Annotated in this window: 22 protein-coding genes and 1 pseudogene; 10 read left to right on the top strand and 13 right to left on the bottom strand. The window is 70.8% G+C overall.

Features of this window, described 5'->3' with window-relative positions; all coding sequences use genetic code 11:
• Nucleotides 1–12: 12 nt before the first annotated feature.
• Nucleotides 13–1,566, bottom strand: a complete 1,554-nt coding sequence (locus OOK40_RS35050) for a FadD3 family acyl-CoA ligase (protein WP_266489795.1) — start codon at nucleotides 1,564–1,566, stop codon at nucleotides 13–15.
• A gap of 80 nt (nucleotides 1,567–1,646) precedes the next feature.
• Between OOK40_RS35050 and OOK40_RS35045 the strand changes: the two genes are divergently transcribed.
• Genes OOK40_RS35045 through OOK40_RS35035 form a run of 3 tightly spaced genes read left to right on the top strand, consistent with a single transcriptional unit; the run spans nucleotide 1,647 to nucleotide 3,992 of the window.
• On the top strand, nucleotides 1,647–2,795 hold the full coding sequence (locus OOK40_RS35045; RefSeq protein ID WP_266489793.1) for a lipid-transfer protein: 1,149 nt from the start codon (nucleotides 1,647–1,649) through the stop codon (nucleotides 2,793–2,795).
• A 1-nt stretch (nucleotide 2,796) separates the two neighbouring features.
• Nucleotides 2,797–3,222: a Zn-ribbon domain-containing OB-fold protein gene (locus tag OOK40_RS35040; protein WP_266489791.1), complete on the top strand. Its 426-nt coding sequence runs from the start codon at nucleotides 2,797–2,799 to the stop codon at nucleotides 3,220–3,222.
• Nucleotides 3,219–3,992 (top strand): enoyl-CoA hydratase/isomerase family protein, encoded by a 774-nt coding sequence (locus OOK40_RS35035; RefSeq protein ID WP_266489789.1) that lies wholly within the window; start codon nucleotides 3,219–3,221, stop codon nucleotides 3,990–3,992. Before OOK40_RS35040 ends, OOK40_RS35035 begins: the two co-directional genes overlap by 4 nt.
• An 86-nt stretch (nucleotides 3,993–4,078) precedes the next feature.
• Here the strand turns inward: OOK40_RS35035 and OOK40_RS35030 are convergent, their stop codons facing one another.
• From OOK40_RS35030 to OOK40_RS35010, 5 genes and pseudogenes are all read right to left on the bottom strand, one after another.
• The gene (locus OOK40_RS35030) at nucleotides 4,079–4,645 is read right to left on the bottom strand and encodes a hypothetical protein (RefSeq protein WP_266489811.1); all 567 of its coding nucleotides are present in this window, start codon (nucleotides 4,643–4,645) and stop codon (nucleotides 4,079–4,081) included.
• Between the two features lie 116 nt (nucleotides 4,646–4,761).
• Nucleotides 4,762–5,169, bottom strand: a pseudogene (locus OOK40_RS35025) (hypothetical protein); the annotation flags it as partial.
• 76 nt (nucleotides 5,170–5,245) lie between these two features.
• Entirely contained in the window at nucleotides 5,246–7,678 is a 2,433-nt protein-coding gene (locus tag OOK40_RS35020; protein ID WP_266489787.1) for a PQQ-binding-like beta-propeller repeat protein, read from the bottom strand.
• Between the two features lie 194 nt (nucleotides 7,679–7,872).
• Nucleotides 7,873–8,187, bottom strand: coding sequence for a hypothetical protein (locus tag OOK40_RS35015; protein ID WP_266489784.1), 315 nt, complete (start codon nucleotides 8,185–8,187; stop codon nucleotides 7,873–7,875).
• A 131-nt stretch (nucleotides 8,188–8,318) separates the two neighbouring features.
• A complete protein-coding gene (locus OOK40_RS35010) occupies nucleotides 8,319–9,092 on the bottom strand; it encodes a VOC family protein (protein ID WP_266489782.1) in 774 nt (257 codons plus the stop codon).
• 286 nt (nucleotides 9,093–9,378) lie between these two features.
• On the opposite strand from OOK40_RS35010, the gene OOK40_RS35005 reads away from it, so the two are divergent.
• The gene (locus OOK40_RS35005; RefSeq protein WP_266489780.1) at nucleotides 9,379–10,026 is read left to right on the top strand and encodes a TetR family transcriptional regulator; all 648 of its coding nucleotides are present in this window, start codon (nucleotides 9,379–9,381) and stop codon (nucleotides 10,024–10,026) included.
• Between the two features lie 99 nt (nucleotides 10,027–10,125).
• Here OOK40_RS35005 and OOK40_RS35000 read toward each other — a convergent pair whose 3' ends face one another.
• Both OOK40_RS35000 and OOK40_RS34995 read right to left on the bottom strand, forming a co-directional pair.
• A complete protein-coding gene (locus tag OOK40_RS35000) occupies nucleotides 10,126–11,295 on the bottom strand; it encodes an acyl-CoA dehydrogenase family protein (protein WP_266489777.1) in 1,170 nt (389 codons plus the stop codon).
• A gap of 91 nt (nucleotides 11,296–11,386) precedes the next feature.
• A complete protein-coding gene (locus tag OOK40_RS34995) occupies nucleotides 11,387–11,758 on the bottom strand; it encodes an iron chaperone (RefSeq protein WP_266489775.1) in 372 nt (123 codons plus the stop codon).
• A gap of 42 nt (nucleotides 11,759–11,800) precedes the next feature.
• Here OOK40_RS34995 and OOK40_RS34990 point away from each other — a divergent pair, with 42 nt between their 5' ends.
• Entirely contained in the window at nucleotides 11,801–12,979 is a 1,179-nt protein-coding gene (locus OOK40_RS34990) for an acetyl-CoA acetyltransferase (protein WP_266489773.1), read from the top strand.
• A 19-nt stretch (nucleotides 12,980–12,998) separates the two neighbouring features.
• Here OOK40_RS34990 and OOK40_RS34985 read toward each other — a convergent pair whose 3' ends face one another.
• On the bottom strand, nucleotides 12,999–13,577 hold the full coding sequence (locus tag OOK40_RS34985; RefSeq protein WP_266489769.1) for a TetR/AcrR family transcriptional regulator: 579 nt from the start codon (nucleotides 13,575–13,577) through the stop codon (nucleotides 12,999–13,001).
• A 64-nt stretch (nucleotides 13,578–13,641) separates the two neighbouring features.
• Here OOK40_RS34985 and OOK40_RS34980 point away from each other — a divergent pair, with 64 nt between their 5' ends.
• The gene (locus OOK40_RS34980) at nucleotides 13,642–14,316 is read left to right on the top strand and encodes a pyridoxal 5'-phosphate synthase (protein WP_266489809.1); all 675 of its coding nucleotides are present in this window, start codon (nucleotides 13,642–13,644) and stop codon (nucleotides 14,314–14,316) included.
• Here OOK40_RS34980 and OOK40_RS34975 read toward each other — a convergent pair.
• Together OOK40_RS34975 and OOK40_RS34970 are read right to left on the bottom strand one after the other, a co-directional pair.
• Entirely contained in the window at nucleotides 14,268–14,735 is a 468-nt protein-coding gene (locus OOK40_RS34975; RefSeq protein ID WP_266489767.1) for a Zn-ribbon domain-containing OB-fold protein, read from the bottom strand. The two genes, OOK40_RS34980 and OOK40_RS34975, sit on opposite strands and share 49 nt — an antisense overlap.
• Nucleotides 14,735–15,184: a DoxX family membrane protein gene (locus tag OOK40_RS34970; RefSeq protein ID WP_266489765.1), complete on the bottom strand. Its 450-nt coding sequence runs from the start codon at nucleotides 15,182–15,184 to the stop codon at nucleotides 14,735–14,737. The genes OOK40_RS34975 and OOK40_RS34970 overlap by 1 nt, the downstream gene beginning before the upstream one ends.
• 152 nt (nucleotides 15,185–15,336) lie before the next feature.
• Here OOK40_RS34970 and OOK40_RS34965 point away from each other — a divergent pair, with 152 nt between their 5' ends.
• The 3 genes from OOK40_RS34965 to OOK40_RS34955 all read left to right on the top strand — a co-directional run bounded on the left by OOK40_RS34965 (nucleotide 15,337) and on the right by OOK40_RS34955 (nucleotide 19,846).
• Nucleotides 15,337–16,488: an NAD(P)/FAD-dependent oxidoreductase gene (locus tag OOK40_RS34965; RefSeq protein ID WP_266489763.1), complete on the top strand. Its 1,152-nt coding sequence runs from the start codon at nucleotides 15,337–15,339 to the stop codon at nucleotides 16,486–16,488.
• A 338-nt stretch (nucleotides 16,489–16,826) separates the two neighbouring features.
• Complete coding sequence (locus OOK40_RS34960) at nucleotides 16,827–19,058, top strand: acetate--CoA ligase family protein (protein ID WP_266489761.1); 2,232 nt, start codon at nucleotides 16,827–16,829, stop codon at nucleotides 19,056–19,058.
• 65 nt (nucleotides 19,059–19,123) lie between these two features.
• Nucleotides 19,124–19,846: an enoyl-CoA hydratase/isomerase family protein gene (locus OOK40_RS34955; RefSeq protein WP_266489807.1), complete on the top strand. Its 723-nt coding sequence runs from the start codon at nucleotides 19,124–19,126 to the stop codon at nucleotides 19,844–19,846.
• A 36-nt stretch (nucleotides 19,847–19,882) separates the two neighbouring features.
• Here OOK40_RS34955 and OOK40_RS34950 read toward each other — a convergent pair whose 3' ends face one another.
• Nucleotides 19,883–21,214, bottom strand: a complete 1,332-nt coding sequence (locus tag OOK40_RS34950; RefSeq protein WP_266489758.1) for a hypothetical protein — start codon at nucleotides 21,212–21,214, stop codon at nucleotides 19,883–19,885.
• Between the two features lie 235 nt (nucleotides 21,215–21,449).
• Here OOK40_RS34950 and OOK40_RS34945 point away from each other — a divergent pair, with 235 nt between their 5' ends.
• Nucleotides 21,450–22,040 (top strand): flavin reductase family protein, encoded by a 591-nt coding sequence (locus OOK40_RS34945; RefSeq protein WP_266489806.1) that lies wholly within the window; start codon nucleotides 21,450–21,452, stop codon nucleotides 22,038–22,040.
• 216 nt (nucleotides 22,041–22,256) lie between these two features.
• On the opposite strand, the gene OOK40_RS34940 is transcribed toward OOK40_RS34945, so the two are convergent.
• Nucleotides 22,257–22,568, bottom strand: coding sequence for a hypothetical protein (locus OOK40_RS34940; protein ID WP_266489756.1), 312 nt, complete (start codon nucleotides 22,566–22,568; stop codon nucleotides 22,257–22,259).
• Nucleotides 22,569–22,630: the final 62 nt, after the last annotated feature.

Raw genomic sequence — 22,630 nt, 5'->3', positions numbered from 1 at the left:
CGGCGCCGCGCCTCAACGCGCCCTGAGCTCCGTCTTCAAGACCTTCCCGCTCGCATTCCGCGGCAGCTCCCCCACGAACTCCACCACCCTCGGCACCTTGTAATTCGCCATCTCCCGCCGCGACCACGCGATCAGGTCGTCCGCCGTCACCGTCGCCCCCCGGCGCCGTACCGCGTACGCCTTGCCCACCTCGCCCAGCCGCGCGTCGGGTATGCCGATCACCGCGATGTCCGCGATGTCCGGGTGCAGGCCGAGCAGTTGCTCGATCTCCGCCGGGTACGCGTTGAAGCCGCCGACGATGAACATGTCCTTGATCCGGTCGGTGATCCGGAGATTGCCGCCCTTGTCCAGCACCCCCACGTCCCCCGTCCGCAGCCAGCCGTCCTCCGTGATCGCCTTCGCCGTCTCGTCCGGGTCCTCGAAGTAGCCCTGCATCACGTTGTGCCCGCGCACGAGCACCTCGCCGGGCTCGCCGGTGGCCGCCGACACGCGGATCTCGGTGCCGGGGATCGCCCGGCCCGAGGTGGTCGCGATCGTCTCCGGGGCGTCGCCGCGGCGGCACATGGTGACGATGCCGCTCGCCTCGGAGAGGCCGTAGGCCGTCAGGACGGTGTCGATGTGCAGTTCACTGCGCAGCCGCTCGACGAGCTGGAGCGGCACGACCGCCGCACCCGTGACGACGAGCCGGAGCGCGCTCAGATCGTGCTGGTCGCGTGCCGGATGGTCGAGCAGGGACTGGTGCAGCGTCGGCGGTCCCGGCAGTACCGAGATGCGCTCGGATGCGATGTTGGCCAGCACGGTGTCGACGTTGAAGACGGGCTGCGGCACCATCGTCGCGCCGCGGGTCAGACAGGCGATGATGCCCGCCTTGTATCCGAAGGTGTGGAAGAAGGGGTTCACGATCAGATAGCGGTCGCCTTCCCGCAGTCCGGCGAGCTCGCTCCACACGTCGTAGCAGCGCAGGGTCTGCGCATGGGTGATGACGGCGCCCTTGGGGCGGCCGGTGGTGCCCGAGGTGTAGATGATGTCGGAGGGGGCCGGGGGCAGGATCGAGTCGGCCCGGGTGCGTACGTCCGCGGCCGTGACGCCGTCGCCGCCCGCCAGGAAGTCCTTCCAGGTGCGGTAGTCCTCGGGGGCGCTGTCGGCGAGGACCACCACCTGCTCCAGATGCGGCAGGTCCACCTCCGCGCGCCGCAGGGAGGCGACGTACGAGGTGCCGAGGAAGGTGCCGGTGACGAAGAGCAGTCTGGCGCGGCTGCGCTGGAGTACGTATGCGGCCTCCGTGCCCTTGAAGCGGGTGTTGAGCGGCACCAGCACCGCCCCGGCCGTCACCGCGCCGAGCGCCGAGACGATCCAGTCGAGGGTGTTGGGGGCCCAGATGGCGACCCTGTCGCCCGGTCGCACACCGGCCGCGATGCACGCGGCGGCGGCGCGTTCGACGCGCTCGCCCAGTTCGGCGTACGAGAGGCGGGTGCGGCCCTCGACGACGGCCTCCCGGTCCGCGTACCGTTCGGCAGCGCTCCGTACCAGCCTCGGGATGGTGCCCCACTCCAGGTCGCCGCGCATCGCAAGCCCTCCCGCCGCAGTCCCGCTCGGTAGCCGACTAGTAGCTGACTACCCGTCAGATTAGCTGTACCCTCCCCCTCATGGCGAGCCTCAAGGACGCAGCCGCGATAGCCGGTATCGGACAGACGGCCTTCGCGAAACAACTCCCCGAATCCGAGAAGACCCTGGCCTGCCGGGCCATCCTCACCGCGCTCGACGACGCGGGGATCGCCCCTTCGGAAGTCGACGGCTTCGCCTCGTACACGATGGAGGAGACGGACGAGGTCGAGATCGCGAAGGCCGTCGGCGCCGGTGACGTGACCTTCTTCTCCAAGGCCGGCTACGGCGGAGGCGGTTCGTGCGCCACGATCGCCCATCTCGCCGGGGCGATCGCGACCGGACAGGCGAGCGTGGGGGTCGCCTGGCGGTCCCGCAAGAGGGGCTCGGGACCCCGCCCCTGGAAGAACACCGCCGTCCAGCTCCCCACCCCCGCGCAGTGGACCCGGCCCTTCGGGCTGCTGCGCCCCGCGGACGAGATCGGCATGCTCGCCCGGCGCTATATGCACGAGTACGGCGCCACCCGCGACCATCTCTTCAATGTCGCCCTGGCCTGCCGCAACCGCGCCAACCAGAACCCCGCCGCCGTGATGTACGAACGGCCGCTGACCCGCGACATGTATATGACCTCGCGCTGGATCAGCGAGCCGCTCTGCCTCTTCGACAACTGCCTGGAGACCGACGGCGCGCTGGCCTGCGTCGTCGTCAGCGCCGAGCGCGCCCGCGACTGCCGCCACAAGCCGGTCTACGTCCACTCCGCCGCCCAGGGCCTGCCCGCCCAGCACCACGGAATGGTCAACTACTGGAACGACGACCCGCTCACCGGACCCGCCTGGACAGCCGCCCGCCAGCTTTGGAAGACCGCCGACTTCGGCCCGCAGGACGTGGACGTCGCCCAGATCTACGACGCGTTCACCCCGCTCATTCCGCTCTCCCTGGAGGGCTACGGCTTCTGCGGCAGGGGCGAGGGCGCGGCCTTCACCGAGGGCGGCGTCCTGGAGATCGGTGGCCGGCTGCCGCTCAACACCGGCGGCGGCGGGCTCTCGGAGGCGTACGTCCACGGCTTCAACCTCATCAACGAGGGCGTGAAGCAGCTGCGCGGAACCTCCACCGCACAGGTGCCGGGCGCCGCGACCTGCCTGGTCACGGCGGGCGAGGGAGTGCCCACTTCGGCTGTTCTGCTGAGGAGTTGAGATGCTCACACCGGTTCTCGACGAGGACGGCGCACCGTTCTGGGAGTACGCCGCGCAGAGCGAGCTGCGCATCCAGAACTGCGCGGCCTGCGGCGAGCTGCGCTTTCCGCCGCGGCCCTGCTGCCCGCACTGCGGGTCCTTCGACAGCGCGTGGCGCAGGATGAGCGGCCGCGGCCGCATCTGGTCCTACGTCGTACCCCATCCGCCGCTGCTGCCCGAGTACGCCGCCCTGGTCCCCTACAACGCCGTCGTCGTCGAGCTCCTGGACGCGCCGCGGATCCGGCTGGTGGGCAATGTGGTCGCCGCGCCGGACGCCCCGCTCAACTCCCTCGACCCGGCGCGGCTGCGGATCGGCGCCGGAGTGAAGGTCGCGTTCACGCGCCTCGGCGACATCACCGTGCCGCGCTGGCTGCTGGAGCGGGCATGAGCATCCGCGTCGAGACGGAGAAGGAGACGGGCGTCGCGCTCGTCACGCTGGACCGGCCCGAGAAGCACAACGCGATCGATCTGGGGATGGCCAGCCAACTGGCCGATATGTGGAGGCAGTTCCGCTTCGACGACGCCGTAAGGGCGGTGGTGGTGACAGGCGCGGGAAGCAAGGCCTTCTGCACCGGCATCGACCGCTCGGTGGACGTGCCGCAGCCCTCGTCCCCGTACTCGATCGACGACCCGCTGATCGCGATCGGCCCGAAGGCGAACGACCTGTGGAAGCCGGTGATCGCGGCGGTGGAGGGGATGGCGTGCGGCGGGGCGTTCTACCTGCTCGGCGAGAGTGAGTTCGTGGTGGCCTCGCGGGAGGCGACGTTCTTCGATCCGCACACGACGTACGGCATGGTCAGCGCGTACGAGACGATCTATCTGGCGCAGCGGATGCCGTACGGCGAGGTGGCGCGCATCGCGCTGATGGGGACGGCGGAACGGACGTCGGCGCGGCGGGCGTACGAGACGGGGCTGGTGTCCGAACTCACCGAGCCCGGTGAGTCGTTGGACGCTGCGCTCGGCTGCGCCCGGACCATTGCGTCCTACCCGACGGGGGCGGTGCAGGGGACAGTCCGGGCGGTGTGGGCGGCGCGGGAGGCGGGGCGGGCAGGGGCGCTGGCGCATGCGCCGCACTTGATCGCGCTGGGGAATGTGGGGGCGGAGGGGCAGGCGCAGCTGTTCGAGGGGCGGGGGCGGGGCGGGTACCGGGTGCGGTAGGGGGCTGCACCCCACCCCGCGCTCCCCCAGACTCCGTCCGGGGGGACCCCCCAACTTCCCCGTATGCGACCTTCGGCCGCATGTCCTCAAACGCCGGACGGGCTGAGTTGCGCCTCCGCCTCGCACTTCGTCACCCGTGCAACCGACTTGGGGCTCTGCATCCTGACCTGCACCCTCCTGGTCTCGCCGCCGTCCAGCGTGACCTTGGTGTATCCGCGGTCGACGACATCGCCCACGGCGTCCAGGAAGACCACGTCGACCTCGTAGCGGTGTGAGCCGCCCGCCTCCGCGACGACCTTCACCGTTGCGGATGTGTCGGCCTTGCGCTTGCCGCGGGCCTTCTTCACGCAGTCGACGACATACGCGCGCGCTGCACCCGTGGCCGAGTCCGTCGGCGTGGGGGAGGCGGTGTACGAGTCCGAGCCGGACGAGCCCGAGGACCCGGACGAGCTGTAGTCGTCATTGTCGTAGTCGCGGTAACCGCCGTTCGACTTCTTGGAGTTCGAGCAGCCACCACCGTCGCCCCCGCCACTCCCCGACCTGCTCTTGCCGCCCCTGCCGCCCTTGCCGGTCGTGTGCGAACTCGAGAAGCCCGTCAGTGCGAGCATCACGACAACGAGTACGGCCGCGAGCTTTGCATTCCGGCGCACAATGGCCACCTTCCCCCAGTGCTGCGGTACTTGACGTACCTGACAACAGCGCGCGACACCGTAGCAGTCGCGAATCACCGAAGGATCAGGGGCTCGGTGTGATCCGTCTCCGGGCTCGTACGGCCACTCATCACCGCCGCGGCCACCAGAAGCAGTACGCCACCGCCCACGGCCCAGGCGACCCCGTAGCCGAGACCGCCACCCACGCCTCCGACGGTCAGGCTGCCCGCCGCCTGTCCCTGGCGGACCATCCACAGGACGGTGAAGCCGAGCACGATCACCCCGGAGAGCGCGACCAGCAGCCGCGAGCGCAGGACAAGGCCGATCAGGGTCACCAGGGCCGCGAAGGCGAAGGGCAGCAGGATCGAGCCGAGCAACTCGGCCTCGGCGTCCGAGATGCCGTTGAAGAGGTCCTGGATCCGGTAGTCGCGCCCGTGACGGCCGTCGTACCAGTCACGGAAGGGGCTCCATACGGCGGCCGTCGCTCCGATGAGGGCGAGGATCGAGCCGATGACGTTGCGGATCATCATCGGCCCTCCCTGCGCCGCTCTCGATCACGACGCTACGCCCGGACCGTGCCCCTCGCCATCGGGACGGCCCCTGTCAGCCCGGCGCCCCCCGGCCGGTCGCCGTGCCCTTGACGGCGTCCAGCGCGTACACACAGCGGTCCTTGCTGCACGCGTACACGACGCCGCTCTGGGCCACCGGGGAGCCGGTGATCTCGCCGCCCGTGGCGAGCTTCCAGCGCAGCTGGCCGCCGCTCGCGTCGAGGGTGTAGAGCACGTGGTCCGCGGAGCCGAAGTGGACGCGGCCGTCCGCGACGACCGGTGCGCCGATGACCTCTCCGCCCGCGGCGAAACGCCACATCGGGGTGCCCGTGACGGCGTCCAGGGTGTAGAGCGCGCTGCCGCTGCCGACATGGACGTTGCCGCCCGCGACCAGGACCGGCTCGATGGACTGGCGCGCTTCGGTGGCGATGCGCCAGCGGTCCTTGCCGGTGGTGGCGTCCAGGGCGTACACCGTGCCGAGGTAGTCGGCGAGATACACGCCGCCGCCCGTCACCGCCGGGCCCGGCGCGAAGACCGGCGGCGAGAGGAAGACCGCGGGGGCCTCGAAGTGCCAGCGCACGAGCCCGTTCGCGATGTCGATGGCGAGGACTCGGGTGCCGGCCGCGACATAGACATAGCCGTCGGACGCGGGATGCACGCGGAGGGGCACATTGCCGCAGGACGCCGCGTCGCCGACGGGGTACGACCAGCGCTCGACGCCCGTACGGGTCTCCAGCGCGCGCAGCCTCGCGTCCTGCCACACGTACACCGTGTCGTCGAAGATGGCGGGTCCGGCCTCGGGCGTCTCGAAGTCGCTCTGCGCCCCGCTGGTCTCCCACAGCTTCTCGCCGTTGGAGGCCTCCCAGGCCTGTACGCCGCCGCCGCGCGTCCCGGTGAGGACCGTGCCGCGGTCGACCTTGAGGGAGTAGACCCACGCATCGGTCTGGAGCCGCCAGCGTTCGACGCCGCTCGCGGCGTCGAGGGCGTACAGCGAGGGGCCGTCGGAGGCGTGGATACGGCCCCCTGCGACGGCCATCGCCCAGGCCACGTCCTTGGTCTTGAACTGGCGGCGGCCACTGGCCACGTCCAGCGCGTGCACCTCGAAGGAGGTGACGTACAGCAGACCCCCGGACACGACGGGCGTGCCCCAGACGTCGTTCGACATCCGGAAACGCCACGGCCGCCAGTGTCCGGCGGCACCGTCCGGGGGTGAGGCGGGCGGTGCGGCCGGGGCCCGGTCGGGGGCCGGTGCGGGTGCGGGGACGGTGCTGGTGGCCGCCTCGGCTCCGTTCAGCCCGCTGGGAGGGCGGACCCAGCCGGTCGCGGGACCGGCCTCGGCGACCGCACCGCGGCCCGGGTCGGAGACCCGGGGGCCGGGGCCGATCGGGACCTTGGAGCCGGGCAGCCGCACGGGCCCGGCGGCCGCGGGCACGGGAGCCGGGGCCCCGACGGGAGACGGCGCGGCCTGTCCCGTACGCGGGTCGCTGCCGCCGCGCCAGGCGGAGTCCCAGTCGGCGCCCTGACGGGGCGGAGGAGCCTGGGGCACCGGCGGGGCGGGCTCGGCGGGGCGCTGGGCGGCGGCCGGGGGTGTGGGCCGTCCCCCGCGGCGGAGCTCGATCATCGCGGTGGCCCGCGAGGGCAGCCACGCGGACGCGGTCCCGCTGTCGTCGCTGCCGGAGGAGAAGAGATGGGGGGCGAGCTGTGCCTGCAGATCCTCGGGGGTGGGCCGCCGCCCGGCCTCCATCTGCATACAGGACTCGATCAGCGGCCTCAGCTCGTCGGGCAGGCCCTCCAGGTCCGGCCCTTCCCGCAGCAGCATGAAGACGGTTTCGACCGGGTTCGCGCCGTGGAAGGGCGCATGCCCGGTCGCGGCGAAGACGAGCGTGGAGCCGAGCGAGAACACATCGCTCGCGCCGGTCACGCTGCGGGAGTCGCGCGCCTGCTCCGGCGACATGTACGCGGGTGTACCCACGGCGACATTGGTCATGGTCAGCCGGGTGTTGGAGACGCCGGACGCGATACCGAAGTCGATGACGCGCGGCCCGTCCTCCACGACCAGGACGTTCGAGGGCTTGAGGTCGCGGTGGACGAGGCCGGCGCCGTGGATGGACTGCAGCGCTTCGGCGATCCCGGCCGCGAGCCAGCGGACCGCCTGGGCCGGCATCGGCCCGCACTCATTCACTATTTCTTCGAGGGAGGGGGCAGGCACATACGCGGTGGCCAGCCAGGGCACGGCCGCCCGTGGATCGGCGTCCACGACGGCTGCCGTGTAGAAACCGCTGACGGCCCGCGCCGCCTCCACCTCACGGGTGAAGCGGACGCGGAACAGCTGGTCCTCGGCGAGTTCGGTACGCACCGTCTTGATCGCCACCCTGCGACCGGACGCCGACCGGGCGAGATACACCAGTCCCATGCCGCCGGCACCCAGCCGGCCCAGCACCTCGAACGGACCGATCCGTCTCGGGTCATGCTGCGTCAGCTGCTCCATCACTTGCCTGCCACCTCCCCGTACGGGCCCCATAAGAAATGGAGCCCGTCACCTACGGCCCCGTGCAGCGTCTCACCACCGAGCCCTCAGCGGTGCGCACCCTGATTCTTCCTGTCGGAGGCGGCGGTTGCGAACCCGGGGGCGGATCGGGGTGTCTCACCCGTATTCGGGCACGGATCGGAGCCTGAGATGGTTCAGCCGCGCGCCTCCAGGCGTCCGGTGGCCCGCAGGGAGCCTGCGCACGAGATCGATTCGCTGCCGTCACCCGTGTGCCAGGCCCCGTACTGGGTGGTGACGCGGACCGGCCACTTGGGGTTGCTCACGTCGTCGCAGTCGACGACGAGACGCCAGGTGTAGGAGGAGCCGCTGTAGCAATTGGCGTAGGCGGTGTTGCCGCTGCCGGCGAGGTTGCAGGGCAGGCGGGCGGCGGAGGCGGGGGTCGCGGTGAGCAGTCCGGCGGCGACGGCGGCGCAGGCGGCGAGGCCGAGCGCGGTTCGGGTACGGAACACGGGGTCCTTTCCTGACGTGGGGGACCCCACTATGGATCAGCAACCGGGCTCAGGTCTAGACCACTGTTCGCCTCAACTCCCTTAATTTCAGGCCGCTTTCAGGTTGCCGATTGCCAGTTGCCGGTTTGCCGTCAGGCGGCTTTCGGTTCGGCGAGTACGGCGAAGGTCGCGCCCTGATTGTCGGAGAGCACGGCGATGCGTCCGTAGGGAATGTCGAAGGGCGGAGCCTGGATGCGCCCGCCGAGGCGGGTGACGGCCGCGACGCTGTCGTCGCAGTCCTCGACGCTGAAGTAGATGAGGAAGTGGCCGGGCATCTCGGCCGGGAAGGCATCAGTGATCACGCTGCGGCCGCCGATCGCGGTGTCCTCGCCGGGCTCGGCGCCGGCGGGCGACCACATACGGAAGTCGACGGAGGAGTCGGGCAGGTCCGTCCCCCCGAAGCCGAAGACCGACTCGTAGAAAGCGTCGACCCGCTCCGGGTCCCGCGTGTACACCTCGGCCCAGCAGAAGGATCCGGGCTCGCCCTGCTTCTCGAAGCCGTCCCTGTCACCCGCCTGCCAGAGCCCGAAGACAGCCCCGCCGGGGTCCGCGGCGACGCTGGCCGTGCCGGATGTCCCGACCGGCTGGCGGTCGCTGATCACCTGACCGCCGGCGTCCCTGATCTTCCGGCCCAGCGTGCCGGCGTCGGCGGTGGCGAAATAGACGCCCCAGACGGTGGGCATCCGGCCGTCGGTCTTGGGCACGAGGGCCGCGACGAGCTTGCCTTCACTGAAGGCGTCGGCCTGCGGGCCGTCACCTTCGCGGAATGTCCAGCCGAACAGCTCACCGTAGAAGCGCTTGCCCGCCTCGACATCGGGGAGCGCTGCGTCCACCCAGCACGGCGTGCCCTCTGGGAATGCGGCCATGGACCTGGTTCCTTCCCTGCGCGGAATATGGGGGTACCTCCCACGGCCGCCAGGCCGTAGGGGGAGGGTGTGGCACCCGTCACACTCAAGCTAACGGCGCCCGCCGCGAGCCGCAGGGCATCGAATCGAACGTTTGCCTTATTGTCCGGACAATAAGGCACGCATGCGGCCCAGGATTGTTGAGTTGTCCACGGAAGTTGTCCACAGGCTGTTGATAAGACTATCGGTGCACCCCATTTGCAGTCGGCCGAATCGCGCGCCGATCACCCCTCGGTAAGCTGACGGCATGACAGGACAAGTACGCACCGTCGACGGCCGCGTGGCCGGACGACGCGGACAGGCGACGCGGCAGAAGCTGCTCGACTGCCTCAGCGAGATGCTCAGCTCCTCGCCGTACCGGGACGTCAAAGTCATCGACGTGGCCCGGAAGGCGGGCACGTCCCCCGCGACCTTCTACCAGTACTTCCCCGACGTCGAGGGCGCGGTCCTCGAGATCGCCGAGGAAATGGCCAAGGAAGGCGCCGGATTGACCGAACTCGTCTCCGGCCGCTCCTGGGTCGGCAAGGCGGGTTGGCAGACGTCGGAGGAACTGGTCGAGGGCTTCCTCGACTTCTGGCGCCGCCACGACGCGATCCTTCGGGTGGTGGATCTGGGTGCCGCGGAGGGGGACAAGCGGTTCTACAAGATCCGCATGAAGATCCTCAACTCCGTCACCAACTCTCTTACGGACTCGGTGAAGGACCTCCAGTCCAGGGGCAAGGTCGACAAGGACGTCAGCCCGGCGGCAATGGCCGGATCGCTGGTGGCGATGCTGGCGGCGGTGGCCTCGCATCAGAAGGGGTTCACGACCTGGGGTGTGAAACAGGCGGAACTGAAGCCGAATCTGGCGCTGTTGGTGCACCTGGGTATCACGGGCAAAAAGCCGACGAAGTAGCTGCGCCACCTGCACCGAGTCCTGTCACGCCGACGGCGGTCCCTGCCTTGGGGGGCGCCGTCGGCCTTTTTGTTCCCCACCCCGCACCCCGTCACCGCGTCACCGCGCCACGAACAGACCCGCCCGTTCGGCCGCATGCGCCCGCAACCGGTGCACCGGGCCGAAGAGCAGCTCGTCGGAAGCCGCCCGTTTGAAGTAAAGGTGCGCCTCGTGTTCCCAGGTGAAGCCGACGCCCCCGTGCAGCTGGATCGCCTCGCCCGTCACCACCCGCAGCGCCTGAAGGCACTGGGCCAGCGCCAGCCCGCCCTCGGCCGGGTCCCAGGCCGCGTAGTACGCCGCCGAGCGCGCCGCCTGGACGCGTACGTACAGGTCGGCGAGCCGGTGCTTGACCGCCTGGAAGGAGCCGATCGCCCGGCCGAACTGCTCGCGGACGCGGACGTACTCCACCGTTCGGTCCAGCGCGCTCGCCGCCGCGCCGACCGCCTCCGCCGCGAGCAGGGTCGCCGCCCCGGCCCCCACGGCCGCCAACACCCCCGGCACATCCGCCGCATCGTCCTCGCCCAGCAGCCGGGCCGGGCAGTCGCGCAGTTCGATGCGCGCCTGCGGCCGTGTCTCGTCCAGCGAGGTCTGCCGGGTGCGCGACAGACCCGCCGTATCCGCCCGGACCAGGAACAGGAGGGTACGGCTGCGGGCGTACCCTCCCGTGTGCGCGGCGACCAGCAGCAGTCCGGCGCTGTGCCCGTCGAGGACCTGCCCGGCCTCCCCGTACAGCAGCCACTCCCCACCGTCCCCGGGCCGCGCCTGTACGCCGCCGGCCCGGCCGCCGCCCGCCCACTCACCCGAGGCGTTGTCGCCGCTCAGTGCGAGCGCCAGCGCGAGGCCCCCGCCGGGCACAGCGAATGCGCAGGTCAGCGAGCCGTCCGCGATACGCGGCAGGAGTTCGCCGCGCTGCTCGGGCGTCCCGAGCGCGGCAATCAGCGGCGCCCCGAGCCCCGCCGTGGCCAGCAGCGGTGAGGGCAGCAGCACCCGCCCGGTCTCCTCGCAGGCGAGCGCGAGTTCGGTGAGGCCGCAGCCCACGCCTCCGTACGACTCGGGCAGCGCAAGGCCCGGCAGGCCGAGCTGCTCGGACAGCTGCGCCCACAGCTGCGGGTCGTAGCCGGCGGCGGTGCGGACGGCGGCCTTGACCTCGTCCGGGCCCGACCGTTTGGCCAGCAGCTCGCGCAGGGTGCGACGGATCTCGTCCTGCTCCGCGGTGAAGGCGGTGTCCATGGGATCCCCTCCGTATCTGACGGCCCGTCATGTTAGGGCGGGAGGATCCAGATGCACAGAGGCGCGGACACAGACGTGTGGGGACGAGCGTTCAGCAGACCTCGCCCGCCTCCGCCGCGGTCGCCCGCAGCAGATCCCGCACCAGGTCGTAGTCGATCTTCTCGGTCCGCCGGAAGCGCAGGCACCCCTTGCCCATGTCCTGGTCCGCCAGCCGCTCCTCGAAGCCCTCCCGGATGTCCGGGCGCATCAGATAGAAGGAGATGTACTGCTTCTGGTTGGCGAAGGAGATCTCCGGCTCACCGCCCTTGGGGCGATAGCAGGGCATGCCCCACGCCATTACTTCCTCGTAGGCCGCAAGCTCCGTGCGGCACAGCTCCCGGATCCTCACCAGCGCCGTGAGCCGGTCCGGCTCCATCACTTCGGCGAGGTAGCCGTCGACGTCTTCGGCAGTGCTTCTGGGCATAGGCTCCACGCCGTCCGAGTTATCTGATGTACCGTCAGATTCATGCCTTCCACCCCGCGAGCTCCGCGCAAGGTCGCCATCGTCGGCATATCCCTCTCGGACTGCGGGCGTATCGATGGTCCCACGCCCTACGCCCTGCACGCCCAGGCCGCGCGCCGGGCACTGTCCGACTCAGGACTCGAACGCTCCGTCATCGACGGCTTCGGCTCGGCCGGCCTCGGCACCCTCGCCCCGGTCGAGGTAGCCGAATATCTGGGCCTGAAACCGCGCTGGGTGGACTCGACCGCCGTGGGCGGCGCCACCTGGGAGGTCATGGCGGCACACGCGGCCGACGCGATCGCGGCCGGTCACGCCAATGCCGTGCTCCTCGTCTACGGATCGACCGCCCGCGCCGACATCAAGGCGCGCCGGCGCACCTCCAACCTCTCCTTCGGCGCCCGCGGACCACTCCAGTTCGAGGTCCCGTACGGGCACACGCTCATCGCCAAGTACGCGATGGCCGCCCGCCGCCATATGCACGAGTACGGCACGACGCTGGAGCAGCTGGCCTCGGTGGCCGTTCAGGCACGGGCGAATGCAGCGGCCAATCCGGACGCGATGTTCCGCGAGCCGATCACCGTCGACGAGGTGCTGGACGGGCCGGTGATCGCGGACCCGTTCACCAAACTGCACTGCTGCATCCGCAGCGACGGCGGCTGCGCGGTGCTGCTGGCGGCCGAGGAGTACGTGCCGGACACGGCGAAGGATCCTGTGTGGATCCTCGGCACCGGCGAGTACGTCTCGCACACCACGATGTCGGAGTGGGAGGACTTCACCGTCTCCCCGGCGGCGGTGAGCGGACGCCTCGCGTTCGAGCGCGCGGGTGTCACCCCCGCCGACATCGACATCGCCGAGATCTACGACGCCTTCACCTATATGACCCTCGTGACGCTGGAGGACCTGGGCTTCTGCGCCAAGGGCGAGGGCGGCCCGTTCGTCGAGAAGGGCCGGATCGGGCTCGGCGGCGAGCTGCCGGTGAACACCGACGGCGGCGGCCTCTCCGCCTGCCATCCGGGGATGCGCGGACTCTTTCTGCTGGTCGAGGCGGTACGGCAGCTGCGGGGCGAGGCGGGCGGCCATCAGGTGCGGCGACGGGACGGAGGGCCGCCGCGACTGGCGGTGGCGTCCGGTACGGGCGGCTGGTTCTGCTCGTCCGGAACGGTGGTACTCGGGAGGCACTGAGGAATCCGTACAGGCCGAACTACTCGTCCGGCGGCAGCAGCCGCTCGACCAGGGCCGTGATGAGATCGCCCGCCTGCTCCTTCGGGAACACGTCGGGCAGCGTGAGGCGCTCCACCACCAGCCAGTTCGTCGCCAGATAGATCATCCTGACCGCGTCGGCGTCGCCGGGCAGACCGGCCGCCAGATGAGCCTCGACATTCGCCTCGACGTCCTCGCTCACGCGCTCGGTGAGCACCGCCCGCAGCTCGGGGCGGCGGGTGGCCTCCAGGCGCAGTTCGAGCAGGGCGAGATATCCGGTGCGGAACGCGGTGACCCGCTCCACCACCTCGCGCACCAGCTCCGCGGTCCGTGCGCGGGTGGTCGGGCCGTGCAGCATGGCCCGCATCGTCGCGTCGTCCGGGCGCATCCGCTCGTAGATGCGGCCGCCGGCCTGGTTGAGGAGATCGTCGCGGTTGGTGAAGTAGTTGGACGCGGTGCCCTGGGGTACGTCGGCCTCCGCGTCGACGGCCCGGAAGGTGAGGCCGCGGGCGCCCTCGCGGGCGAGGACCTCTATGGACGCGTCCACCAGTGCAGCGCGTCTGGCCAGGTTCTGCCGCATGCGTGTTCCTTCCGCTTGGCTGACCACTCTAGACGGAGTGGTGTTGACTGGCCGCATGGACGGTATGGATCACAGCGACAACGATCAGAAGGCGTTCCGTACGCTGCTGCACGCGCAGCGGGTATGGGACACCGAACTTCCCGTGTTCGACCCGGCCACCGCGCCCGGCACACCGCTGCCGCTGTTCCACCGGTGGTTCGCCGAGGCCGTGGCCGCCGGTCAGGCCGAGCCGCACACCCTGACGCTGGCGACCGTGGACGAGCAGGGGATTCCCGACGTACGGACGCTGATGCTGCACGACGCGGACGAGCGCGGCTGGCACTTCGCCTCCCACGCCACCAGCGCGAAGGGCCGGCAGCTGGCCGCGAACCGCGAGGCCGCCCTGGGCTTCTACTGGGCGGCACAGGGCCGCCAGATCCGGATCCGTGGTCGGGTCACGACGGGCAGCTCGACGGAGAGCCGGGCCGATCTGCACGCCCGCTCGACGGGCGCGCTGGCCGCCGCGCTCACCGGTCGTCAGAGTGAAGTACTCGATTCCCAGGACGAGTTGGAGTATGCCTCGCAGGCCGCATGGGACCGGGCCCGGAGGGAGCCGGACGCGACCGTGCCGACCTGGACGCTCTATGTGCTGGGGGCGTACGAGGTGGAGTTCTTCCAGGGGGACGGGCAGCGGCGGCACGTCCGGCTGCGCTACCGGCGCGAAGAGAATTCCTGGGTGAGGGAGTTGCTCTGGCCCTGACCCGCCGGCCGGAACACCGGTACCGCCAAGCCGTCCCCCTCCGTAGCTTCCGTCCGGATGGCGACCTCAAGCTCCATGCCGATCAGCAGCTGCGCCCCAGGGCACTCGACGATCTCGGTCATCATCCGCGGACCTTCGGCGAGATCGACGACCGCGGCGGTGTACGGGACGCGCTCGCCGAACGGCGGCAGGTCATTGCGGTGCACGACCGACCACGTGTAGAGCGTGGCGCGGCCGCTCGCCCGCTCCCAGTCGACGTCCTCGCTCCAGCAGTACGGGCAGAACTCCCGCGGATAGTGATGAGCCTTCGCGCAGGCGCGGCAGCGGCGGATCAGCAGCAGCCCCTCGGCCGCCGCGTCCCAGAAGGGCCGGGTGAAGTCGTCGGTCTCGGGCAGGTCGAAGCGGGGGGCCGCGGGCATCAGAAGAGTCCGATCGCGCTGTCGAGGGACCAGGTCTGCCAGGACATGGCGAAGAGGGCGACGAAGGATATGAGCGCCATCATGGCGTTCTGACCCTGTTCGGCCCAGTCGTGGATCATCAGGACCAGATAGATCAGGTTGAGCAGCAGGCCGCCGACGAGGGCGATCGGGGTGAGGAAGCCGACGATCAGGCCTAGGCCGAGGGCGAGTTCGGCGTAGACGACGATGTACGCCATCGCCCTGGGGCGGGGCTGGACCACCTTCTCGAAGCCGTTCTTCACCACGGGCCATTTGTGCTTGCCCGCGACGTCGGCGGCCCAGGCGATGCCGGTGCCGCGCTCGAACCAGCCCTTCTTGTCCTTGTGGCGCCAGCTCTCCAGCCACCACAGGCCGAGACCGATACGGAGTACGGCGAGCCATTCGGCGCCGGTGAGCCAGACGGTCTCCATCCCGGACCCCTTCTCTCGGTATTCTGACGGCACGTCAGTTCAGCGGACACCGGGGCATGTGCGCAAGAGGTGTGCGGGGCGTGATCAATTCGCAACCGATTCCCGTCTTGACTGAGACCCATCAAGTAATCGCGCGATTACGCTCACGATTCATGGCCGACGAAAAGGACATCACGCTCACCAACGACCGGCCCGTGTACGTCATAGGCGGCGGCCCGGGCGGTCTCGCGGCAGCGGCGGCACTGCGGGAGCGGGGCGTACGAGCGGTGGTGCTGGAGAAGTCCGAGTCCGTGGGTGCGTCCTGGCGCCGCCACTACGACCGGCTGCACCTGCACACCACCCGGCGGCTCTCCGGGCTGCCCGGGCTCGCGATGCCGCGGTCGTTCGGGCGCTGGGTCTCCCGCGACAACGTGATCCGCTATCTGGAGAAGTACGCGGAGTTCCACGAGCTGGAGATCGTGACGGGCGTCGAGGTCTCCCGTATCGAGCAGTCCGGCGCCGACTGGCTGCTCCACGCGACCGGCGGCCGGCAGCTGACCGGACGGGCCGTCGTGGTGGCCACCGGCTTCAACCACACCCCGCGGCTGCCCAACTGGCCGGGCCGCGAGGCGTACACCGGTGAACTGCTGCACGCGCGCGACTACCGCAACGCCGCGCCGTACGCGGGCAAGGACGTGCTGGTCGTCGGCGTCGGCAACACAGGCGCGGAGATAGCCGTCGATCTGGTGGAGGGCGGCGCCGCCCGGGTGCGCATCGCCGTGCGGACGATCCCGCACATCGTCCGCCGCTCGACGGCGGGCTGGCCCGCCCAGCGCACCGGCATCCTGGTCCGCCGGCTGCCGGTCCGCGCCGTGGACCGGGCGGGCGAGATCATGTGCCGGATCGCCGTGCCCGACCTCGCGGAACAGGGCCTGCCGCGCCCGGACACGGGCCTGTACTCCCGCGTCAAGGAAGGCGCGATCCCGGTCCAGGACGTGGGCCTGATCGACGCGGTACGCACCGGAAAGGTCGAACCGGTCGCGGCGCTCGACTCCTTCGACGCCGACAAGGCCGTCCTCGCGGACGGCACCCGGATCTCCCCGGACACGGTGATCGCGGCGACGGGCTACCGCCGGGCACTGGAGGGCCTGGTCGGCCACCTCGGCGTGCTCGACGACCGGGGCCGGCCGACGGCGCACGGGGGCAGGTCGCCCGGGACGGCGCCGGGGCTGTACTTCACGGGGTTCACCAACCCGATCAGTGGGATGTTCCGCGAGATGAGTCTGGACGCGCGCCGGATCGCACGGGCGGTGGCGGCGGGCTGAGCCGTACGTCTCAGCTCCTCCGGCGTTTGAGGAGCGGGGGTCCGGGGGCAGCGCCCCCGGTTTCGGGACGGGGGTACCTCCCACGGCCGCCAGGCCGTAGGGGGAGGGCGGGGTGGGGCCCAGGCCCGCCGCAGGCGCCCCGCACCCCGCGAGCGGAAGGTCGGCTGAATCGAACCGTCTCCCGGGCACCAAGCGCGGGTATGGAATCCCCCGGAGCCGGACCCCGAACCGCCGCCCGCCTCCAGGCTTTGCCCGCAGGAGTGTTCCTGACTGGTCGTCAGGTCTGTAATCTGACTATGCGTCAGTTAAATGCCAACGAGCAGGAGCGGGGCACAGCGATGCTTGGATCTACTCACGGCACCCTCACCTCCGACCTCCGCGCACGTGTGGTGGCCTGCGGGGAACAGCCCCGCAACGCCGTCCATGACACGGCCGCCATCACCGCGGTCGACGGCGATCTGGATGTCAGCGGGCGGCCGTTGTACGCGTCCGTGCCCGATCTGGACCGTTTCTTCCGGCCCGCGTCCGTCGCCGTCGTCGGGGCGTCCGACGCCGACGGGCGGCCCAATACCGGTATCACCCGGCAGCTCGTCGACTGGGCCGGGCGCGTCGGCGCGCGGCTGTATCCCGTGCATCCCTCCCGGGAGAGCGTCTTCGGGCTGCGCTGCCTGCCCTCCGTCGCCGAGCTGCCCGAGCAGGTCGATCTCGCCGTACTGCTGGTCGGCGATCCGCTGCCGGTCATCGGGGAACTGGCCGAGGCCAAGGTGAAGTTCGCCGTCGCCTTCGCATCCGGGTATGCCGAGACCGGCCAGGAGGGCGCGGCGGCGCAGACGCGGCTGGCGGCCGCGGTGGAGCGGTCGGGGCTGCGGCTGCTCGGGCCCAACACCAATCTCAACGCCTTCGAGAAGTTCCGGGAGGACCTGGAGGGACCGGCGATCGCGCTGATCACCCAGTCGGGACACCAGGGGCGGCCCGTCTTCGCCCTGCAGGAGCTCGGCATACGGCTCTCCCACTGGGCGCCCACCGGCAACGAGGCCGATCTGGAGACCGCCGACTTCATCTCGTACTTCGCCGAGCGACCCGAGGTCGGAGCCATCGCCTGCTACGTGGAGGGCATCAAGGACGGCCGCTCCTTCCTGCTCGCCGCCGACCGGGCCGCGCGGCGCGGGGTCCCGGTCGTCGCGGTCAAGGTCGGGCGGACCGAGGCCGGGGCGCGGATGGCCGCCTCGCACACCGGCAAGCTGACCGGCGCGGACCAGGTGGTGGACGCGGCGATGCGGCAGTTCGGGGTGATCCGGGTGGACGGGCTCGACGAACTCCAGGACACCGCAGCGCTGTTGGCGCGGGCGCGCAGGCCGGTGGCCGAGGGGGTCGTCGTCTATTCGATCTCCGGCGGCACGGGCGCGCACTTCTCGGACCTGGCGACGGCTGCCGGGTTGAAGCTCCCCCAGCTCTCGGCGGCCAAGCAGGCGGAACTGCACACCTGGATACCGGAGTATCTGAGCGTCGCGAACCCCGTCGACAACGGCGGGCACCCGGTGGGCGACTGGCGCGGCCGCAGAATCATCGACGCGATACTCGACGACCCGTCCGTCGGGGTGCTGATCTGTCCCATCACCGGCCCGTTCCCGCCGATGAGCGACAAGCTGGCCCAGGACCTGGCTGACGCCGCGGAGACCACGGACAAGCTGGTGTGCGTGGTGTGGGGGTCGCCGGTGGGAACGGAGGCGGCGTACCGCGAGACGCTGCTCGGGTCCTCGCGCCTCGCCACGTTCCGTACCTTCGGCAACTGCATCACGGCCGTCCGCGCCTATCTGGACCACCACCGCTTCACCACCGGCTACCTCTCGCCCTTCGACGAGGCACCGCGCACCCCGTCCCCCTCCTTCCGCAAGGCGCAGGCGCTGATGCGCCCGGGCAAGCAGCTGAGCGAGCACGCGGCGAAGTCGCTGCTGCGGGCGTACGGCATCCGCGTGCCGCGCGAACAGCTGGTGACCAGCGCGGCCGCGGCAGTCCGGGCCGCGGGCCTGGTCGGCTACCCCGTCGTCATGAAGGCGTCCGGGACGCAGCTCGCCCACAAGACCGAACTCGGCCTGGTCAAGGTCGGGCTGACCTCGGCCAGCCAGGTACGTGACGCCTATCGCGAGCTGACCGACATCGCGCGCTACGAGGACGTGGACCTGGACGGGATCCTGGTCTGCCAGATGGTCGAGCGGGGCGTCGAGATGGTCGTCGGCGTGACCCAGGACGCGCTGTTCGGACCGACGGTGACGGTTGGCCTGGGCGGGGTGCTGGTCGAGGTCCTGCACGACGCGGCCGTACGCGTCCCTCCCTTCGGCGAGGACCAGGCACGCGCGATGCTCGGCGAACTGCGCGGGCGCGCCCTGCTGGAGGGGGTCAGGGGCGGGCCGCCGGTGGATGTGGACGCGCTGGTGGAAGTCGTGCTGCGTATCCAGCGGATGGCCCTCGAACTTGGCGACGAGCTCTCCGAGCTGGACATCAACCCGTTGATGGTGCTGCCGCGCGGGCAGGGCGCGGTGGCGCTGGACGCGCTGGCGGTGTGCCGGTGAGCGGCGATGTGCTCCACCGCGCGGAGGGCGGCGTCCGTTGGATCACCCTCAACCGCCCCGAGGCGATGAACGCCGTCACCCGGGATCAGCGGGAGAGGATCATCGAGCTGCTCGACGCCGCGTCCGCCGACCCGGAGGTCCGGGCTGTCGTCATCACCGCCACCGGCAAGGGTTTCTGCGCGGGCGCGGATCTGCGCGGCACCGCGCAGACCGGCCGGGAACGGGTGGCCGGGGACGTCGCGCGGACGATACGGCTGGGGGCGCAGCGGCTGATCGGCGCGGTACTGGACTGCGAGAAGCCCGTGATCGCCGCGGTGAACGGCACCGCCGCCGGCATCGGCGCGCATCTGGCCTTCGCCTGCGATCTGGTCCTGGCGGCCGAAACCGCCAAGTTCATCGAGGTGTTCGTACGCCGCGGCCTCGTCCCGGACGGCGGCGGGGCGTATCTGCTGCCCCGGCTGATCGGACCGCAGCGCACGAAGGAGCTGATGTTCTTCGGCGACGCGCTCCCGGCGGCCGAGGCGGAACGGATCGGCCTGGTCAACCGGGTCGTCGCCGCGGAGGACTTGGAGAAGACGGCCCGCGAGTGGGCGGACCGCCTGGCGGCCGGACCGACACGGGCTCTCGCGCTCACCAAGCGGCTGGTGAACGCGTCGCTGGAGTCGGACCTGGCCTCGGCCTTCGCCGCCGAGGCGGCGGCGCAGGAGATCAATATGACGACGAGGGACGCGAACGAGGGCGTGGCGAGCTTCGTGGAACGGCGCACGCCGGAGTACCGGGGGCGCTAGCGATGCCGGCCGGCTCGCGGCATGGCTCCTCCCCCTTCAGTCGTCCGCCTCGAAGGCGGACGACGCGGGGAACTTCACGTCGGTGCAGCCGCGGCGCTCGGTGACGTCGTCGACGTACGCCCGGAACAGAGCAGCCAGACGGTCGAGCACGACATCGTCGTAGGTGTAGCTGACGGTGAGGGTGTGGGCCGCGGGCCGCCCGTCGCACACGGACGAGGCCCACCAGACACCGGACTCGCCCTCACCGGCGTCGGCGGTGCCCGGTGCGAGGTACGTGTCGTGGTCGGCGTGGTCATATGCGACGGACGTGGGTCCGGCGTCGAAGTACGAGGCCGTTCGCATCCACCACGGAGAGTGCGTAAGGGCATAACGCGCGTATTCGCGTGAGGATCCGCTCAGTTGCGGGGCGATCGCGCGTACGCCGTCCGGGCTGACCGCCAGCAGGCAGGTCTCCGTCGTGCTCCTGGCTGCGACGGGTGTCTCCAGCATGCGGTCCGGCAGTCGGCCGCGCCCGGAGGCGTCGAGGTGTCTGCCGTACCAGTCGCAGGAGGCACTCGCGGACTTCGCGGCACCGAGCTCACGCTCGGCCTTCGGCAATCGGGCGGGAAGCTGCGGGAGCCGGGCTTTGCACCCCACCTCGGCTGTGGCCTTCTCCGCTGATCCGCGGGCCACTTCGGCAAGGATGCCGCGGTCCTCGTCCGATACGTCGTCGTACTCGGCCTTGACCGTGACCTCCAGGGCGGCGGGCTTCCCGGCTGCGCAGACGGCCCGCACAGTGACGGAGGCATCGCCGTAGTGGCCGAGTCTCCCGTCGCCGAGCGGCCAGGGCTCGGCGTGGTCGGCGAACCGGGTCACGTCGTCCGGGGAGAGATCCGGGTCGGCACCGCGGTCGAACGGTTCGCGCCCCACCTCGTCGCCCACGAGATTCATCGGCTTTCCGTCGTCCGAGCTGCGGACCACGACCGTGACGAGACTGTCGGAGCGGCCCGGCTCCGGCACCCCGTAGATCCGGCACAAGCCCGGCAGCGCTTCGAGCCGGAGCCCGTTGCCGTCAGGGCGATACGCGGTGGCCCGCACCATCCCACCCCGCAGGTCCATCACCAGCTCTGCGTCCACGATCCCGCCGCACGCCGCCACGATCTCGGCCTCACTCGCGGCCCGGTCCCGCACATCCGTGTATGTGAGCCAGTACGCCCACGCGCTCGCGCCGATCCCGAGCAAGGCGGCTGCGTAGAACAGCCTGTTGAGCCGGTGACGCCATGGTCCCCGACCGGGTGTCTGCGGCACCCGGGGCAGCCATCGAGGCCGCAGAGGCGGCACGCCTTCGGGGAGACGCGTACCCGCCCGGTCCTCTCCGACGTCGCTCATGCAGTCCCCCGTACGCGCTCCATGCCCCTGCCAACAATTCGCAGAAGCTATCAGTCGCCACAGACACCACAGCAGCCCGCCCATCACGTGGATGGGGCTTGCAGTTGCCCGGCCGGTGGCTGCCCTGTGCAGCGCCGCGCGCGTGTACGGCTGCGCGACAGGGGTCCAAACCGCGCACCTCTTCCAATCTGACGATCCGTCAGCTTCAATGGAAGGCGTGATGGGACATGCGGGGATGGCGGCCACCGCCGTCCGATATCTCAGGTCGGTCGGGGCCCCCACGGCCACCGAGCCGTTCGACGCCTTGCCGCGCCCGGACCTGCGGGCCGTCGGCGACGACGACCGGCTGCCCGTCGACCCGGGTGAATTCCGGCGCGTGCTGGGCCACTTCGCGACCGGCGTCACCGTCGTCACGGCGTACGACGAGATGGGCCCGGCCGGTTTCGCCTGCCAGTCCTTCGCCTCCCTCTCGCTCGATCCCCCGCTGATCGCCTTCATGGTCGGGCGCACGTCGACGACCTGGCCGCGTATCGCCGGCGCCGGAGCCTTCTGCGTCAACATCCTTGGCGCGCACCAGGGCGACTTGTGCCGCGCCTTCGCGGTCAGCGGCGCGGACAAGTTCGCGGGCGTCCCGTACGACCGCGCACCGGTCACCGGGTCACCGCGTCTGGAGTCCGTACCGGCCTGGATCGACTGCACGATCCAGGCGGTACACACGGGCGGCGACCACCTGATCATCGTGGGCCGGGTGGCGGCGCTCGGCGCCGCCGCGGAAGGTGCGCCGCTGCTCTTCCACCGGGGAAGGTTCGGGTACCTCGCCGAGTGACACGCGAGGCGGTACGTACGCTGCGCCCTGCCAGTCACATCAGCGCCAAAGGCGTTTAGCGGGCAGCCCGGCCGCCAGTGCAGTGTGCTGTGATCACACTGCCTCAGCTCAGAACCGGAATCCGAAGAGCCCCCCGCCCTCGTACTCGTCCGTCAGACGCACCGCAAGCGCGGCGGACGCGGTGTCCCGGACGCAGGCACCGAACCCACGGCTCTGCTACAGCGAGACCGATTCGGTCGGGCGCTCCTCGTGGTCCCGATCCGTGACGGTCAGCTTGCACTGGCCGTCCTCGCAGGTGCGCTGCAGGCGGCCCCGCGAGATGGTCTGGATCAGGCCGATGGTCCAGCACATCGGGCAGCCGCGCAGTGCCAGTACGCCGACCGGCAGGAGCAGCAGGCTGACTGGGCCGACGGTCGGGATGAACGCGACCGAGCCGATCAGGCTGCCGAATCCGATCACGCCCCGGACCAGGTGGCGGGGCAGGGACGAACTCGCGAAGTCAGGGCCGTCGGCTTTGGTTGTCGTCATGGGTATCTCCAGGCGCAGGTTCGGGTGTGGCACGGAGGGACTGCTGAACCGCAGTGCGGGCG

Source organism: Streptomyces sp. NBC_01481 (assembly GCF_026339995.1).
Classification (GTDB): Bacteria; Actinomycetota; Actinomycetes; order Streptomycetales; family Streptomycetaceae; genus Streptomyces.
The sequence above is the reverse complement of the archived record's forward strand: the minus strand, read 5'-3'. Positions and strand labels throughout refer to the sequence as shown.